The organism is Butyrivibrio sp. VCD2006 (genome assembly GCF_000423925.1).
In the GTDB taxonomy this organism is placed as follows: Bacteria; Bacillota; Clostridia; order Lachnospirales; family Lachnospiraceae; genus Butyrivibrio.
On sequence record NZ_AUIX01000040.1, the window covers coordinates 40,398 to 55,072 of the forward strand.

A 14,675-nucleotide genomic window follows, 5' to 3' on the forward strand; every position below is an offset into this window, starting at 1 on the left:
TGGGGCGGCCTTGGCACACTGTGGGGTAAGCCTGCTTCTTAACATCATTTGGATCTGTCTTTCTGGGATTGAACTTGCGATTGCAAACGCAGTGATTGGCTGCATTTTCTGCATCACCATTATTGGTATACCCTTCGGTAAGCAGTTCTTTAAGATTGCTAGAGTAGCTCTTTTACCATTTGGGGCAAAGGTTGTGAGGGTACATTACTAAGAACGGAGCGAGGAAGTAGATGTTTTTTATCATGGGAATAACAGATGGCAGGAAGGACTTTGATTTCAATCAGCTGATTACCTGCGCAATCTGTGGGAAATATGGGTGCTTCAACGTGTTCATGACATATACGGTGTTGTCTCTTTTCTTTATACCGACTTTCAAGTGGAATAGGCATTACTACGTGCAGACCAGTTGCTGCGGAACTGTTTACGAACTTGATCCTGAGATTGGTAAGATGATCGCAAGAGGCGAAGAAGTTGAGATTCTGCCAAGTCATCTGACTCAGCTAAGCGGCGGAAGAGGATTCACGACCGGTTATAAGAGATGCAGACAGTGTGGATACGAGACAACAGAAGACTTTGATTTTTGTCCTAAGTGCGGAACGAGGTTTTGATGATAAAGAGATTTAAAGAGGTCAATGGTCTTTATATAGAAAAAATCTACGGCCAGGACAGGTTGAAGGGTTGTGCGAATTTGAGGTGAAGCCGTAATTCCGAAGAACATCCGGAATTACGGCTTTGGTTTTTATACAAGAATAGAAATGAGAATTACTGCTTATTCTTAATCTTGAACTTGCGTAGTTCGTTGTCGATTGAAGTAGCGGAGTCTGATACGGAGTTGGCAACGTTTTCTACGCCTTTTGATTCGTTGGCAATATCCTGAGCACTTCTTGCAAGGCTTGCAACGGTAGCGGTAACCTCCTGTGAGCTTGCGGATTGCTCCTCGGAGATGGCTGCAACACTTGATGCGATATCGTTTACATTGGCCATCATGCCAATCATATCTTTCATGGTTGCTGCAGTGTTATTAAGATCTTCATAAATCTTATTGAAGCTTTCACCGGCCTTTGCAACGGCTTCGCTGTTGTTTGTAATGGCATCCATATTTGCCTGGGACTTCTCAGCGAGGGTCTTGATAAGAGAAGTGATCTCGGAAATGATGGAACTGATCTCCTTTGTTGCATCCTGTGAATTCTGGGCAAGTTTTCCGATTTCATCCGCAACGACTGCAAAGCCTTTTCCGGCTTCTCCGGCTCTTGCTGCCTCGATGCTTGCGTTGAGGGAGAGGAGATTGGTCTGCTGCGAAATTGAATCGATCATTCCGACGATTTCTGTGATCTTATCTGCAGATGCACCGACCGTTGTAACGACTTCGTTCATTTCACTCATGGAGGATGTGATTTCGCCCATCTTTTCCTGAACATCGTTCATGTCGTTATGACCAACATCTGCCTGCTCTACAAGCTCAAGCATTACTTCGTTTGTCTTTGTTCCGCTGTCTGTAAGGTCTGCAACTGCCCCGGCCAGCTGAGTAGCGTTGTTGGCAAGCTCATTTACCGCATTTGCAATATCATCCATAGTGTTCTGAATCTGGCCCATGGACAGGGACTGTTCTGAAGCACCTTCTGACATCTTTCCGGAAGCATCTCTGGATGAAGAGGAGTCGTGCTTTAATTGTTCTGCCTTGGCCTGAATGGTGTTAATTGTGTCATTCATGGTGTGGACATAGGTGTTCATTTCCTTACTGATAAGACCGATTTCATCACCCTGGTCTGCGGGCATCTCTGTTGTGAAATCACCTTCGGAAATCTTTGTGATGCTGTCTGTGAGACTTCTTACAGGTTTTGTTATTACTTTATTAATCGTATAGACGATTACCATAGTAATGAGAGTAATTAGTACTATAAGGGCTATGATGGCATAGTTTGTAAATCTGTTGGAGGATGCCAGAACATCCTTAACACTTATAGATGAAACAAGTGTCCAGGGAGTTCCCTGAATCGGATATACAGCTATGTAATAATTATCGCCGGATTCCGTGTTCTTTATTGTGGTAGGCTCTGTTGGATTACTGTTGGCATATGCTTGAAGCTTATTTAAATAATCATCATTAAGATCGGATATTTTCATTCCGTTCATGGAAGGCTCAAAGAAGGAAATGAGATAGTCACCTGCAAAAATCATTGAACCACCTGAGCCCATGGGCTGCAAAGCATTTGCTGATTCTGTCAGATCGGTAAGGAAGACATCTACTGCACATACGCCCAATTCTCCTGTTGAGAAGTCGTTTTGGCGTACAAAGGTTACACACATATTTCCTGTTGTAGCATCAACATATGGATCTGTTGCTACAAAGGTTTCGTTTCCAAGACCCTGTTTGTACCAGTCGCGTTCTGTAGGCTTCCAGTCATCGTCGACCGTAGCGTGATTTGCAAAAATATATGTGTCATCAGAAAAACCGATATAAATACCGGTGTTTTCAACTGCATCATAATTAGCGGAAGGCTCAATATACTTGAGCATTTCATCATGATCCTTGAATTTCATCTGCTCAAGAGTATCGCAGTATTCACCGAATTTAGCAGTCAGCATCTTGAAATTGGTACCAAGCTCCAAAGCATTTGCCTTGGTTTCAGCCTGAAGATCCTGAAGAGCAACCTCAGTGATTGTGTTGCGTGCACTTAATGACAAGAATGCAATAATCGCAACCGTACCGATTATGATAATTGGCATCAGGTACATTAACAGAGTTTTGCTGATACTTTTCTTGACAAGTTTTTTGATTTTTTCCTGTTTTTTACCCATTTTCAAACCTCCAACATAAGAAAAATGTTTTATATAAAGAGTAATCACGAAAAGACAGATATTTTAAATGTCTATCAATATTCTAGACGAAATAACATCCAATTAAATGGATTTTATAAAATTGTTATTTAATTTAGACTTTTTTAAGCTTGGGCTTTTGAAAAAATCGCTGAAACTTATGCGATTTACTGTTAAATGGCCATTTTTCTGTTATATTAGAAATATGTTTTTGTTGGAGAGACTGCCGAGGAAGCAGTAATACGTGAGGTGTATGAAGAGACTGGCATAAGAATGGAAGTAGACAGGCTGGGGTTCGTTCATGAGAATTATTTTTATGGGGATGCGGAGTTTAACCTTGGGAAATTGATATATGAAATATCATTCTTTTTCTACATGAAGGTCCCGGAGGATTTTGAACCAAAGTGCAGCAGCTTTACTGAGGATGATCACCAGGAATTTCTTGAGTGGATTGCTCCGGATGATCCGATTAAGTTCTACCCGGAGTTCTTCAGGACAGAATTATTACATCCGGTAAATGAGGTTAAGCATTTCTTGACGGATGAAAGGTGAATACAATGAAAATTCTTTTTATTGGCAATAGCCATACTTATATGAATGATATGCCTGAGCTTACCAGGGAAATGATAGAGAATGCAACGGGTGAGAGCTGCGAAGTGTTCATGCTGGCATATTCTGGAAGATCGCTTAAATGGCACATGGGAGAGGAATACTTCTCAGAGCGATTTAATATCCTCCATGGTAGATATGATTACTGCATTATCCAGGAACAGGCGCATCCCATGACGGAAGAAGCTGACACAATTACGTATGCAGGAAGAATAATTGAACTTTGCCAAAAAGCTAATACTAAGCCGGTTATTTTTGAGACTTGGGCTGAAAAGGGGAGTCCTGAGAATCAGAAAGAGATGAACCGTCGCTATCAGGAACTCTCAAAAAATCATGGAGTACTGCTTGCGCCTATTAGAGAAGTATGGAGCGAGGCCTTTGAGAAATTACAGAACAGAGCAGATGCAGATCTGTATTATAAAGATGGTGCGCATGCTTCAGCCATTGGAGATTATCTTATCTCAATGATCCTGACTAAAGTTATCACAGGAAAACTTCCGGGTGATGACCTTTTAAAGGCATACGATTTCACATTGCCTGACAGTGACTGGATTCCGGTAAATGAAAATGTTGATGATGAGATTGTAGAGATTCCTTTGGAAGTAGCACGTGTGATAAGAGAGTGCGTTGAGAATAACTGATGAATATAAAATCGTCAACAGGCTGTTGACGTTTGAACCCATCGGTTTAAAAAATCAGAAAAAAATAGTATTGACAGCGATTTGTCAGTTAACTATACTTACAACTAATAATTTTCAGAAAGGTAGATGCTATGGAAAGACTTATTCTCGTTACAACATACATGGTCACCAATAAGCCCGTGAATGATAATCAGGGGTTTGATTTTGATATGTATGATGAGGATAAGATTAAGTGTAGGGCATAGTTAGTGTTTTATAACTGATATAGTTTACAAGGCCTCATCAAGCGAGAGTTTGAAGAGGCCTTTTTTTTCGGAGGTGGCTTTGGGAATAAATGAACAGAAATACATTTTAATATCAGATTCTGGATAAGATAAATAATTAAGCTCCCAATCGGGATTTGCGAGGAAAAGCAAAGAGTATGGAATTAAAGCCGGTGGAAGCAAAATCGAGTTAAACGATTCCATTGCCATGTAGTTGTTTATAACGGCTATGTGGCTTTTTCATATTATAAATTAGTTGACAAATACAACTAATGATTTTATCATTTAAATTCATAGGAGGGCATTCGATGGATAAGGTAAAACTATTTCGAGAAAGTACTAGAGAATTAGAACGTAATCTTGAGAAGCTAAACAGTTCTGATTGCTGTCAATGTAACGTTAATACATCTCAATGCTTTCTGGTTGTTGAGATAGGCAGAAAACCTGGAATATGTGTAAAGGAACTTGCTGAACTTCTTAAGATGGATAAAAGTGCTGTAAGCAGATCTGTAGAAGAACTTGTCCAAAAAGGATATGTTTTGCGAGAACCTTCAAAAAGGGACCGTAGGTGTGTAGTGCTTAATCTGACTGATGAAGGAATGGCAAGATTCAATACAATAGAAAAAGATATGAATTTGAAGTTTGAGAGAGTTTTTTCAATGATTCCAAAGGAAAAACAGAGTCAGGTTTTAGAGGCATTAAATATCTATAATGATGCGATAAAAAAATCGGAGGTGGAATGCTGTGATTAGAGAAATGAGAGATGAAGACTGGGGGACAGTAGCAGAGATTTACAAGCAGGGATTAGAAGAGGGAACATCAACTTTTAATACAGAGTGTCCTAGTTTTACTGAGTGGAATGAAGGACATGTAAAGAATTGCAGGTTTGTTTTTGAGGAAGAAGGGAAGGTTGTAGGCTGGATAGCGCTAAGTCCTTCTTCAAGTAGGTGCGCATATAAAGGCTGCGTTGAAATGAGTGTATATGTTGATAGAATCTATAGAGGTCATGGGATAGGAACAGCTTTGGTAAATATGATTATCCGAGAAGCTGAGAAAGATGGATATTGGAGCATATATTCTGCAATATTTTCAATTAATAAAGCAAGTATAGCCTTACACAAAAAATGTGGTTTCAGGGAAATTGGCTATAGGGAAAGAATAGCTAAAGATCGATTTGGAAAATGGCAGAACACAACTCTTATGGAGTACAGAGCTTCATAATTAGTTTATAGGAGAAGCTACTTATGACGATTGAAGAAAAAGCAAACAGGATTATTGAAGATATACGTAATGAAAAAGGCGTAAATCCTATCAAGATGTTTAAGTCAATGGCAAAAAAAGAGTATATAAGCATACATGGGCCAGAGCATCATATATTAGATGGGGCATGTCTTTTAATGACTTATCATAATGCAGGTGGCAAAATAGATATAGACTATGCCTTGGAGAAGCTTTTGAAAGAAGGACTTCGGATGCCGGGAGCAATGTGCGGACTGTGGGGAATATGCGGAGCGATAACATCTATAGGAGCAGCTCTTTCTATTATTGATGGTACAGGACCACTTTCTGAGGATGGCACATGGGGAGATCACATGGCATTTACATCAAGCGCCATAGGAGAGCTTGGCAAGATAAATGGCCCAAGATGTTGTAAAAGAGATGCTATGATTGCGTTCAAGCATGGAATAGAGTACGTAAGACAGCACTACGGTGTGCAGATTGAATATGAGAAGCAACACTGTGAGTTCTCATCGCAGAACCAGCAGTGCATCAAAGAAAGATGCCCTTTCTTTGGATAATGGAAAGCTTTTTGTTCCGGACGATTTAGAAATTATGGAACTTTGAATTTCAGGTTAATAGATTAAAGGGTTAAGGATTATTAGCTGATGATACGAGAAGCAAGAAAAGAAGATTTGGAAGCACTTTTGGAACTGTATCTTTACTTACATGAATAGGGATGGATAAGTAGCCATAGGTAAAGGAGTATGAAATGAAGGTATTCATTGTATATTGTCATCCAAGTAAAAATAGTTTCACATATGAAGTGAAAGAAGCTTTTATCAAAGGACTGGAGAGTGCAGGACATTCATATGAGATTTCTGATCTGTATGCAGATGGATTCAATCCCGTGATGCCGGAAAAAGAGTATATAAGAGAAGGATTTTATAATTTGGATAGTCCTGTATCGGAGGACGTTCTTTTTGAGCAGAAAAAGATAAATGAAGCAGATGCGATAGCTTTTATTTACCCTGATTTTTGGACTTCGTCTCCTGCTATGTTAGAGGGATGGTTTCAACGGGTATGGACTTACGGATTTGCATATGGGGATAAAACATCTATGAAATGTCTTGAGAAAGCTTTATTTTTGATTACCATGGGTGGGTCATTAAAAGATAAGGTAAGAAGAGATCAGCTGGAAGCAATGAAGACAGTTATGGTTGGTGACCGGATCAGAAATAGAGCTAAAACCTGCGAAGTATATGCTTTTGATGAGATGACCAGAGGCTATGGTAATGATGCTAACCGGGATAAAAACGCTGGTAAGTATCTAAGAAAAGTATTTGAAATTGCAAAAAACTTATAAAAAGGAAAAATTCTGTTGAAGATAATTCTTTTGCAGATCCTGATTAAAATTGACTAAAGGAGAGAATAGCTGTGAAACGAAAAACAACAGACGAGACCCTTGCGGAGTCTTTCTTGGAAAGAGTGTCAGTAAATGTGCTATTTTTAAGTAAGGAGGAATCGCGATCATCACATTGATTGCATGTTTTTTATAGAATATGTATAGAGTCAAGAGAATAATACCATACGCTTGTACAGTTCTGTTAGTAGCGCTGATGACACTATTTGCAGAAACTTTAAATGAGAAGGAGATTATATTTCCTGAGATAACAGCATTAGCAGTTGGATATATGGTGGCAAAAAATAGAAGCTGGAAGGTTAATGGAAAGCGTATGCTTTCACTGATAACAGGCTGTGCGATAATAGGAGTGTGCATTGTAAGATTTGTTCCGTTTGATACGTATATCGAAGTGATTTTGGCATTCACAATCGCTCAGGTAATCTTTATGTTTTCAGGAACCACGTTTGCACCATTTGTCTCAGCAATAGTGCTCCCGGTGATGATGCATACTACAAGTATAGTGTATCCTATAGCTGCATTTGTACTGACATTACTTGTAATATTGTTTCATAAACTTTTTCTATTTCAGGGAATCCGAGCAGATGAGGAATATGTTCCTGTGATGCTGAATTCCAGGGACGATATGGTAGATACTTCCATTAGAATCCTTTGTGTGACAGTAATAGCCGGTGTTGCATTCAGAACGGGTTATAGATTTGTTGTGGCACCTCCGTTACTTGTGGCATTTACTGAGTTTTCCAGGCCAAGGAACAAAACAAGAAATATGCCAGTCAAAACGGTGGCAGTGATAACTGTGTGTGCCATAATTGGTGTGATTTCAAGATATTTCTTTGCTATTTGGATAGGGCTTCCTATTACGATTTCAGCAATTGTTGCTACAAGTGGTATGCTTATCGTTATTCATTTTACTAAGATGTATATGCCACCGGTTGGCGCTATTACCATGCTGAGCATGATAATATCTGAAAGCGTACTAATCACATATCCGATTCAGATTTTTGTAGGAAGTAGCTTGATTCTTTTTCTGTCCCGGATGATTTTCATGAGACGGCAGGATAACAAGCTTTATGAAAAAGAACATGAACTTCATGCAGAATGAGTTATAGGTTGTATTTCCTCACATATTGCACGGATCTCTTCACTGAAAACAGTATCTTTGGGCCAGATGAAGGTAAAATCATGTTTTACCCTAAAGTCGTCAAGGGGGATTGTTTTCAGATATCCGGACTGCAGTCCTGATGCAACCGCTGCTTTATATAAAAAGGTGATGCCACAATCTTTTTCAATAAGGCTTATTATGGCATGCATGTTCTCCACCTGGGTAAAATTCCTAAAATCACTTGTGGAGTAATTGTTCAGGGCAAGAGCTCTTTCCAATATATTGCGCGTTCCTGAACCGGGTTCTCTTATAAGAATTCGCTCGGGAAAGAGATCTTTTATCACGCGTGGCTTCTGATTGAAAGAGTGCTTTGCCGAACAGACAGGAACGAACTCTTCTTTGCTAAAAAGCAGCGTTTCATAATCATTTTCAGGGAAATATCCTTCTACAAGTGCAAAATCTATAACACCGTCGGAGAGTTTTTTAAGAAGCTCCGATGTGTTGCCAAATGTAATCTTAAGATTAGTATCCGGGTGATTTTTTATGTAATCACTGATCGGATCAGCAATTATGTATTCTCCTATGGTCATGGTGACACCAAAAGAGATGTCTTTTAAGCCATGGTTATTCTTTGAAAGTATTTCTTTGAGACTTTCATCATCATTTTTTATCTGATTCATTTTTTTATACAGGAGTTTTCCGTTATCAGTTAGAAAAAGTTTTTTTCCATCCTGAGTAAACAGCTTTGTCCCGTATTCATTTTCAAGATGATGTATGTGCTGAGAAACAGCGGGCTGAGTAATATTCAGCTCCTTAGACGCCTTGGTGAAATTGAGGTGCCTGCAAACACATAGAAAGGTATCTATCCTGAAATCCAGCATAATCAGTCCTCCCTAACGATAAGAAATGTTTATGGATATATAATAATATATAATTTTATCTTTTTCAAAAGACAGAATAGAATAAGACCTGCGAAAGAACAGATTAAAAAGAGAGAGAGGTCTTGAGATGGATTTTTTGAAAAAGAATTACATGGGAGTAATAGTATGCTTCACTATTGCAGTTCCTTCATGGCTCCTGGGAAAGCGCTTCCCTGTCGTTGGCGGAGCGGTGATTGCAATCATTCTGGGCATGATAATAGCCCTGTTCTGGAATGACAAGGGGAAGGCGGCTGATGGAATAAAGTTTACATCAAAGATAATTCTGCAGGAGGCTGTTGTCCTCCTTGGATTTGGTATGAATCTTTCGGTCGTTCTTCAGACCGGGAAACAGTCACTTCCGATAATTATCTGCACGATTTCAACATCGCTTATCCTATCATGGATTCTTCATAAGGTTATGAATATCAAAGGAAACACAGCTACTCTTATCGGAGTTGGCTCATCAATATGCGGCGGCTCAGCAATTGCAGCTACGGCTCCTGTCATTGATGCGGATGATGATGAAGTGGCACAGGCAATTTCTGTGATATTTTTCTTTAACGTGCTGGCAGCACTTCTTTTTCCTTCGCTGGGAAAGCTTATAGGTTTTGATATCACAACAGGAGAGGCTTTCGGTATTTTTGCGGGAACTGCAGTTAATGATACTTCTTCCGTCACCGCAGCTGCATCAACCTGGGATAGTATGTGGAACCTGGGGAGTCAGACTCTTGATAAGGCAGTTACGGTCAAGCTTACAAGAACACTGGCTATCATACCTATTACACTGGTACTTGCGTATCTGAGGGCAAGGGAAGCAAAAAAGGATGGAAGTTCGACAAATGGCTTTAGCTTTAGAAGAGCATTTCCGATGTTCATAGTCTTCTTTGTGATTGCTTCAATTATCACAACTATTTGCTTGAGAGCAGGTGTCCCTTCTTATGTTTTTAAGCCACTTAAGGAACTTAGCAAGTTCTTTATAATAATGGCCATGGCTGCTATTGGCTTGAACAGTAACATAATCAAACTAATTAAATCAGGTGGGAAGCCGATTTTGCTTGGCGGCTGTTGCTGGATCGGAATAACAGTTGTCAGCCTTTTGATGCAGCATGTGATGGGAATATGGTAAAAGAAAAATAGGCGTTGACAAATACTCCCCCCTAGTATATATTGCAAATGGTAGGGGGGACTATTTTGTCGTCCCGTATTTATTGTCAAATTATGAACCAAAAAGACTATGAAATTTTTGGATGGACCTAAGGAATCCACCGCAAGCGGTACCACCCTTAGATCGAAGAATGGAGGATACTCGAATGAAACTTGAAGAAATATTAAAGATGGTTGATCACACACTGCTTGCTCAGGGAAGCACATGGGATGAGATAAAAGAGATATGCGACGATGGTATGAAGTACCATACGGCTTCCGTATGCATTCCTCCATATTATGTGAAGAAAGCCCGTGAGTATATGGACCCTGATATGCCTATAACAACAGTAATCGGATTCCCGAATGGAAATACAACAACTGCATCCAAGGTTTTTGAGACAAAGGATGCGCTTGCAAACGGAGCAACAGAGATCGACATTGTTATAAACATAGGGGAGCTGAAAGCTAAGAATTATAAGTTTGTTCTTGATGAGATCAATGAACTCAAAGAAGCCTGTGGCGACCATACCATGAAGGTTATCATTGAGTGCTGCCTTCTTACAGAAGAGGAGAAGATCAAGATGTGTGAGATTGTTACGCAGTCAAAGGCAGACTATATCAAGACTTCAACAGGTTTCTCAACAGGCGGTGCAACCTTTGAAGATATAGAACTCTTTGCAAAACACTGTGGTCCAAATATCAAGATCAAGGCATCAGGCGGTATTGCATCAATTGAAGATGCTGAGAAATTTATTGAACTTGGAGCACACAGACTTGGCACAAGCAGGCTGGTAAAGATTGCTAAAAGTATGTGATTTAGAAAAACTATAAAACACTGGAAATGGAATAATCAGTACATATGGACAGAAATAATATTTTGACTGAGTTTAAAAAATATACGGATCAATATAATCCGGAAGATGTGAAAGTAAAGCTGAAGATAGATCATACGTATCGCGTAGCTGATTTATGCGTAATAATCGCCAGAAGCCTTCTGCTTCCGGAGGAGGACTGCGAATTCGCGTGGCTGTCAGGAATACTTCATGATATAGGCCGTTTTGAGCAGCTTAGAAGGTATCATACATTTCAGGATCGAATATCAGTTAATCACGCGGAACTGTCTGCAGACCTGCTATTTAAGGACGAACAGCTGATAGACAGGTTTGATCCGGATAGAAAGATGGACAGAGAAATGATGGAAAAAGTCATCCGTTACCACAATGTATATATTCTTCCGGATGGTCAGACGGACAGGGAGCGGATGTTCTGTGAAATTTTGCGTGATGCAGATAAGATTGACATTATACGTGTTAATTGCGAGACACCGCGAACAGAGATTTACGATCTGCCGGAAAAAGCCTTTACGGATTCGTACATAACTGATGAAGTTTATGAAGACATTATGGGATCCGGAAATATAGACAGAACATACTCGAAAACCGGAATCGATTATATCCTTGGGCATATTTCTTTTGTATATGGACTTGTATTCCCTGAGAGTATCAGGCAGGTCAAAAGTCAGGGATATATATACAGACTGCTCGGATTTAAGAGCAATAATCCGGATACAGTTAAAAAGATGCAGTTTATAAGGGAAAAGATAATTAACTACTTGGAATGCGCTTAAACAATAGTTGTAAAGAGAAATAGAGAGGTGAAGAAATGGCTTCTAATATCATTATCATTGCTATACTTGTTGTTATCCTGCTTGTTGCGCTAAGAGGTTCTATAAAACACTTTAAAGGCGAAGGTGGATGCTGTGGCGGAGGCAGTTCCAGTGTAAAAGAACCGGATAAAAAGCTTTCAGGAACTGTAATCAAAACTAAGGTGTTCATGATTGACGGGATGCACTGTGAAAACTGCACCAATCGTGTTAAGCGTGCTATCAACAGAATTGATGGCGTATCTGCAAAACTGAACCTCAAAAAGAAGCAAGCTGTTGTGAAGTACGAAAAAGAGGTAGAGGATGACACCTTGATAAAGGAGATAGAAGATCTTGGCTATAAGGTTGTTTCTGTACAATAAATAGCCGGGATATGATACTATTAGTCAACATATGAATAATAGGGAGATTACTTATGGCACATAAAAAGACAGTCAGAACAGCAGCACAGAAAAAGGCTCTGACCAACCGGTTGAAACGTCTGGAAGGGCAGATACGTGGCCTGGAAAAAATGATCGAGGATGACGTATATTGCAACGACATCCTTCAACAGTCCATGTCTGCAGCCTCAGCAATAGACGGCTTTAATCAGGAACTTCTTGGATATCACCTGAAAGGATGCGTTACGGACGGCATAAAAAATGACGATGAAGAAATCGTGGACGAATTATTGAAGACGATCCGTAAACTCATGAAATAAAAGAATTACATTCATGAGTAACTATTCCGCGATAATAAAATATGTAGGAGAAATATGCAGACATCTGAGAGTTTTCGATTAAGTGCATTATTATCCTTTTCAGGAGGATTACAGGATGCGTATACATATAATATGAGGGATAAAGTCTTTGCCAATGCACAGACCGGCAATGTTGTTTTAATGAGTCAGAACCTGATGCAGGGTAATTTTATGCAGGGGTTACACTATATGTGTCCGCTTTTTTCGTTTGCTGCTGGGATTTTTATAGCAGAGAGAATTGAAAACGAGTATAAATGTGCTGAAAAAATCCACTGGAGACAGATTATCATAATAATTGAAATGATTGCGCTTAGCATTGTCGGACTTCTCCCCATGGATATGAATATGATAGCAAATATGATTGTGTCATTTTCATGTGCCATGCAGGTGCAAACATTTAGAAAAGTACATGGATATGGATATGCAAGTACCATGTGCATTGGAAATCTGAGAAGTGGAACAGAGAGCCTTTCTAAATACCTTAGAGACAAAAACAAACAATCTTTGTACAAATCATTTCACTTCTTTGGAATCATTCTGATATTTGCTATAGGAGCAGGATTTGGCGGAGTAATATCCGGAATCATTGGGATAAAAACCATATGGATTTCGGTAGTCATACTGCTTATAGTTATCAATATGATGGTAAAAGAAGTAAGGTAAAATTGGCATACAATACGCGGTTTGCGGGAGGCGATGGTTCAGCAGGTGCTATTCTCCAACTCCGCTAAAAATGATGGTCTAAAGGAATTTAAGATGAAAAATGTACTCTTGAGTGCTGATGGTGATATAAAAGTTTATTCTGTTCCTGACATGGTAGAACAAACGCTGTGATGAATATGGAGGTACCACCGAGAACCGGACAAGATTTCCGCGGGAGATCATACAGGCAATCCGTAAGACGGCGGGTGAGGATTTTCCGATCTTCTATCGCATGAGTTCGGAAGAATATGTTCCTGGCGGACTTGAAATAGAAGAGGCGAAGCTGATTGCAAGGCTGATAGAGGATGCTGGTGCGGACTGTATCCATTGTTCACAGGGCGTATTTGCGACCGGACATATTATCATCCCGCCTGCGCCGGTTCCTGTCGGCGGCTTTGTCCATCACGCGGCCGAATTGAAAATGGTCGTGGATATTCCGGTTATCGCAGTCGGCAGAATCAATGACCCGATGCTTGCGGAAAACATCCTTGCATCCGGAAGCGCTGATCTTTGTACAATGGGAAGGGCTTCCCTTGCAGATCCCGAAATGCTGGAGAAAGCACGCAGGGGAGACTTTGCTTCGATCCTCCATTGCATCGGCTGTTAGGGAGTAGGAAAAAACTACTCTTGGAAGTGCCCGATGGATGAGCTTGAAATAGCAATGAATTTTGAGAAAATGACCAAGGATGAAGATCCGGAAGTCATTGTATCAATTATCAGAAGTATTGTTGAGAGAATTATTGTTACCCAGGAAGGCAAGGATAGTAATGTTCATCTGTTTCTGAAAGGACAGCAGGGTGAGAACTACGACGATTTTTTCGCCGATAGCGACACTCTCATCGATGCTGAATATCGCAGTGACGAGCTGTGTGATTCAGAAGGGTGTCTCAAACTGCATCCAACATATGCGGGAATCCAACTCAGAAATGCCTGCGCAGAAATCATGGAAAAGCAGGGGTATGAGGAGCCGACGGGACAGGCGAAGATCACACCGGGATTCAATCTTTGGAGCAGGTGGAGGTAATGAGTCTTGCATCTCCAATGTTCTTCAACAACATTAGTGGCCCATTACAATCAGCAATAAGTAGAATTTACGCAATGGGTAAGCCGCAAAACTGATGAAGCTGATAAGAGAAAAACTCTTCTGTTCCTCACAGATAAAGCCAAAGAACTTAAAGAAGCTTATGACTCCGTATCCAATGAGATGGGGAATATTTATTATCGTGATTTTACGGATAAAGAGATTCTTCAGTTTGAAGAGTATCTTAACCGCATCAGGGTAAACCTTGAGGAATGGAGTGACAAATGAGTATCTGTATTAAAGATCAGATTCAGAACATGAATCTTGTTATAGGGTGCACTGTTGGATGTCCGTACTGCTATGCCAGAAACAATACGAGGCGTTATCACATCATAGATGATTTTGAAAAGC

17 protein-coding genes and 4 pseudogenes are annotated in these 14,675 nt (G+C 40.0%); 18 read left to right on the forward strand and 3 right to left on the reverse strand.

From position 1 onward, the window contains the following. Nucleotides 1-28 precede the first annotated feature (28 nt). Nucleotides 29-211, forward strand: a pseudogene (locus tag G586_RS25690) (YccF domain-containing protein); the annotation flags it as partial. A 19-nt stretch (nucleotides 212-230) separates the two neighbouring features. Continuing rightward, nucleotides 231-608, forward strand: a complete 378-nt coding sequence (locus tag G586_RS0114150) for a zinc ribbon domain-containing protein (protein ID WP_026528279.1) — start codon at nucleotides 231-233, stop codon at nucleotides 606-608. 154 nt (nucleotides 609-762) lie between these two features. Here the strand turns inward: G586_RS0114150 and G586_RS0114160 are convergent, their stop codons facing one another. Further along, nucleotides 763-2,799: a methyl-accepting chemotaxis protein gene (locus G586_RS0114160; RefSeq protein ID WP_026528280.1), complete on the reverse strand. Its 2,037-nt coding sequence runs from the start codon at nucleotides 2,797-2,799 to the stop codon at nucleotides 763-765. A gap of 243 nt (nucleotides 2,800-3,042) precedes the next feature. On the opposite strand from G586_RS0114160, the pseudogene G586_RS23205 reads away from it, so the two are divergent. Next, a pseudogene (locus G586_RS23205) lies at nucleotides 3,043-3,369 on the forward strand (NUDIX domain-containing protein); the annotation flags it as partial. 5 nt (nucleotides 3,370-3,374) lie between these two features. After that, a complete protein-coding gene (locus G586_RS0114170) occupies nucleotides 3,375-4,067 on the forward strand; it encodes a hypothetical protein (protein ID WP_026528281.1) in 693 nt (230 codons plus the stop codon). Between the two features lie 269 nt (nucleotides 4,068-4,336). Here the strand turns inward: G586_RS0114170 and G586_RS26215 are convergent, their stop codons facing one another. Then, nucleotides 4,337-4,540: a hypothetical protein gene (locus G586_RS26215; RefSeq protein ID WP_155834186.1), complete on the reverse strand. Its 204-nt coding sequence runs from the start codon at nucleotides 4,538-4,540 to the stop codon at nucleotides 4,337-4,339. A 98-nt stretch (nucleotides 4,541-4,638) separates the two neighbouring features. On the opposite strand from G586_RS26215, the gene G586_RS0114180 reads away from it, so the two are divergent. From G586_RS0114180 to G586_RS0114200, 5 genes are all read left to right on the forward strand, one after another. After that, nucleotides 4,639-5,082, forward strand: a complete 444-nt coding sequence (locus tag G586_RS0114180; protein WP_026528282.1) for a MarR family winged helix-turn-helix transcriptional regulator — start codon at nucleotides 4,639-4,641, stop codon at nucleotides 5,080-5,082. After that, nucleotides 5,075-5,551 (forward strand): GNAT family N-acetyltransferase, encoded by a 477-nt coding sequence (locus G586_RS0114185; RefSeq protein ID WP_242832025.1) that lies wholly within the window; start codon nucleotides 5,075-5,077, stop codon nucleotides 5,549-5,551. The genes G586_RS0114180 and G586_RS0114185 overlap by 8 nt, the downstream gene beginning before the upstream one ends. Before the next feature lie 23 nt (nucleotides 5,552-5,574). Further along, the gene (locus tag G586_RS0114190) at nucleotides 5,575-6,129 is read left to right on the forward strand and encodes a DUF5714 domain-containing protein (protein WP_026528284.1); all 555 of its coding nucleotides are present in this window, start codon (nucleotides 5,575-5,577) and stop codon (nucleotides 6,127-6,129) included. 191 nt (nucleotides 6,130-6,320) lie between these two features. Next, on the forward strand, nucleotides 6,321-6,914 hold the full coding sequence (locus G586_RS0114195) for an NAD(P)H-dependent oxidoreductase (RefSeq protein ID WP_026511068.1): 594 nt from the start codon (nucleotides 6,321-6,323) through the stop codon (nucleotides 6,912-6,914). Nucleotides 6,915-7,110: 196 nt separating this feature from the next. Next, complete coding sequence (locus G586_RS0114200) at nucleotides 7,111-8,073, forward strand: hypothetical protein (RefSeq protein WP_155834188.1); 963 nt, start codon at nucleotides 7,111-7,113, stop codon at nucleotides 8,071-8,073. Here G586_RS0114200 and G586_RS0114205 read toward each other — a convergent pair. Beyond that, nucleotides 8,061-8,954 carry a LysR family transcriptional regulator gene (locus tag G586_RS0114205; protein WP_022762002.1) on the reverse strand — a complete coding sequence of 298 codons (894 nt, stop codon included), beginning with the start codon at nucleotides 8,952-8,954 and terminating at the stop codon, nucleotides 8,061-8,063. The genes G586_RS0114200 and G586_RS0114205 overlap by 13 nt on opposite strands. A 127-nt stretch (nucleotides 8,955-9,081) precedes the next feature. On the opposite strand from G586_RS0114205, the gene G586_RS0114210 reads away from it, so the two are divergent. The 9 genes and pseudogenes from G586_RS0114210 to G586_RS27535 form a co-directional block, all read left to right on the forward strand. Further along, entirely contained in the window at nucleotides 9,082-10,119 is a 1,038-nt protein-coding gene (locus G586_RS0114210) for a YeiH family protein (RefSeq protein WP_026496659.1), read from the forward strand. Nucleotides 10,120-10,303: 184 nt separating this feature from the next. Beyond that, complete coding sequence (gene deoC, locus G586_RS0114215) at nucleotides 10,304-10,954, forward strand: deoxyribose-phosphate aldolase (protein ID WP_026528285.1); 651 nt, start codon at nucleotides 10,304-10,306, stop codon at nucleotides 10,952-10,954. A gap of 44 nt (nucleotides 10,955-10,998) precedes the next feature. Further along, complete coding sequence (locus G586_RS0114220; RefSeq protein WP_026528286.1) at nucleotides 10,999-11,766, forward strand: HD domain-containing protein; 768 nt, start codon at nucleotides 10,999-11,001, stop codon at nucleotides 11,764-11,766. 35 nt (nucleotides 11,767-11,801) lie between these two features. Then, nucleotides 11,802-12,164, forward strand: coding sequence for a heavy-metal-associated domain-containing protein (locus tag G586_RS0114225; protein ID WP_022762006.1), 363 nt, complete (start codon nucleotides 11,802-11,804; stop codon nucleotides 12,162-12,164). 53 nt (nucleotides 12,165-12,217) lie between these two features. Next, nucleotides 12,218-12,502 carry a metal-sensing transcriptional repressor gene (locus G586_RS0114230; protein ID WP_022762007.1) on the forward strand — a complete coding sequence of 95 codons (285 nt, stop codon included), beginning with the start codon at nucleotides 12,218-12,220 and terminating at the stop codon, nucleotides 12,500-12,502. A 54-nt stretch (nucleotides 12,503-12,556) separates the two neighbouring features. After that, nucleotides 12,557-13,204: a YoaK family protein gene (locus tag G586_RS0114235; protein WP_035773381.1), complete on the forward strand. Its 648-nt coding sequence runs from the start codon at nucleotides 12,557-12,559 to the stop codon at nucleotides 13,202-13,204. Nucleotides 13,205-13,373: 169 nt separating this feature from the next. Beyond that, a pseudogene (locus G586_RS0114245) lies at nucleotides 13,374-13,850 on the forward strand (oxidoreductase); the annotation flags it as partial. 33 nt (nucleotides 13,851-13,883) lie between these two features. Further along, nucleotides 13,884-14,267, forward strand: a complete 384-nt coding sequence (locus tag G586_RS27650; RefSeq protein WP_026528288.1) for a hypothetical protein — start codon at nucleotides 13,884-13,886, stop codon at nucleotides 14,265-14,267. Between the two features lie 281 nt (nucleotides 14,268-14,548). Then, nucleotides 14,549-14,675, forward strand: a pseudogene (locus tag G586_RS27535) (radical SAM mobile pair protein A); the annotation flags it as partial.

Bases quoted from the DNA above. Each gene is read 5' to 3' on its own strand.
- G586_RS0114150 (WP_026528279.1), top strand. From the start codon at position 231: ATGTTTTTTATCATGGGAATAACAGATGGCAGGAAGGACTTTGATTTC.
- G586_RS0114160 (WP_026528280.1), bottom strand. From the start codon at position 2,799: ATGGGTAAAAAACAGGAAAAAATCAAAAAACTTGTCAAGAAAAGTATC.
- G586_RS0114170 (WP_026528281.1), top strand. From the start codon at position 3,375: ATGAAAATTCTTTTTATTGGCAATAGCCATACTTATATGAATGATATG.
- G586_RS26215 (WP_155834186.1), bottom strand. From the start codon at position 4,540: ATGGCAATGGAATCGTTTAACTCGATTTTGCTTCCACCGGCTTTAATT.
- G586_RS0114180 (WP_026528282.1), top strand. From the start codon at position 4,639: ATGGATAAGGTAAAACTATTTCGAGAAAGTACTAGAGAATTAGAACGT.
- G586_RS0114190 (WP_026528284.1), top strand. From the start codon at position 5,575: ATGACGATTGAAGAAAAAGCAAACAGGATTATTGAAGATATACGTAAT.
- G586_RS0114195 (WP_026511068.1), top strand. From the start codon at position 6,321: ATGAAGGTATTCATTGTATATTGTCATCCAAGTAAAAATAGTTTCACA.
- G586_RS0114200 (WP_155834188.1), top strand. From the start codon at position 7,111: ATGTATAGAGTCAAGAGAATAATACCATACGCTTGTACAGTTCTGTTA.
- G586_RS0114205 (WP_022762002.1), bottom strand. From the start codon at position 8,954: ATGCTGGATTTCAGGATAGATACCTTTCTATGTGTTTGCAGGCACCTC.
- G586_RS0114210 (WP_026496659.1), top strand. From the start codon at position 9,082: ATGGATTTTTTGAAAAAGAATTACATGGGAGTAATAGTATGCTTCACT.
- deoC (WP_026528285.1), top strand. From the start codon at position 10,304: ATGAAACTTGAAGAAATATTAAAGATGGTTGATCACACACTGCTTGCT.
- G586_RS0114220 (WP_026528286.1), top strand. From the start codon at position 10,999: ATGGACAGAAATAATATTTTGACTGAGTTTAAAAAATATACGGATCAA.
- G586_RS0114225 (WP_022762006.1), top strand. From the start codon at position 11,802: ATGGCTTCTAATATCATTATCATTGCTATACTTGTTGTTATCCTGCTT.
- G586_RS0114230 (WP_022762007.1), top strand. From the start codon at position 12,218: ATGGCACATAAAAAGACAGTCAGAACAGCAGCACAGAAAAAGGCTCTG.
- G586_RS0114235 (WP_035773381.1), top strand. From the start codon at position 12,557: ATGCAGACATCTGAGAGTTTTCGATTAAGTGCATTATTATCCTTTTCA.
- G586_RS27650 (WP_026528288.1), top strand. From the start codon at position 13,884: ATGGATGAGCTTGAAATAGCAATGAATTTTGAGAAAATGACCAAGGAT.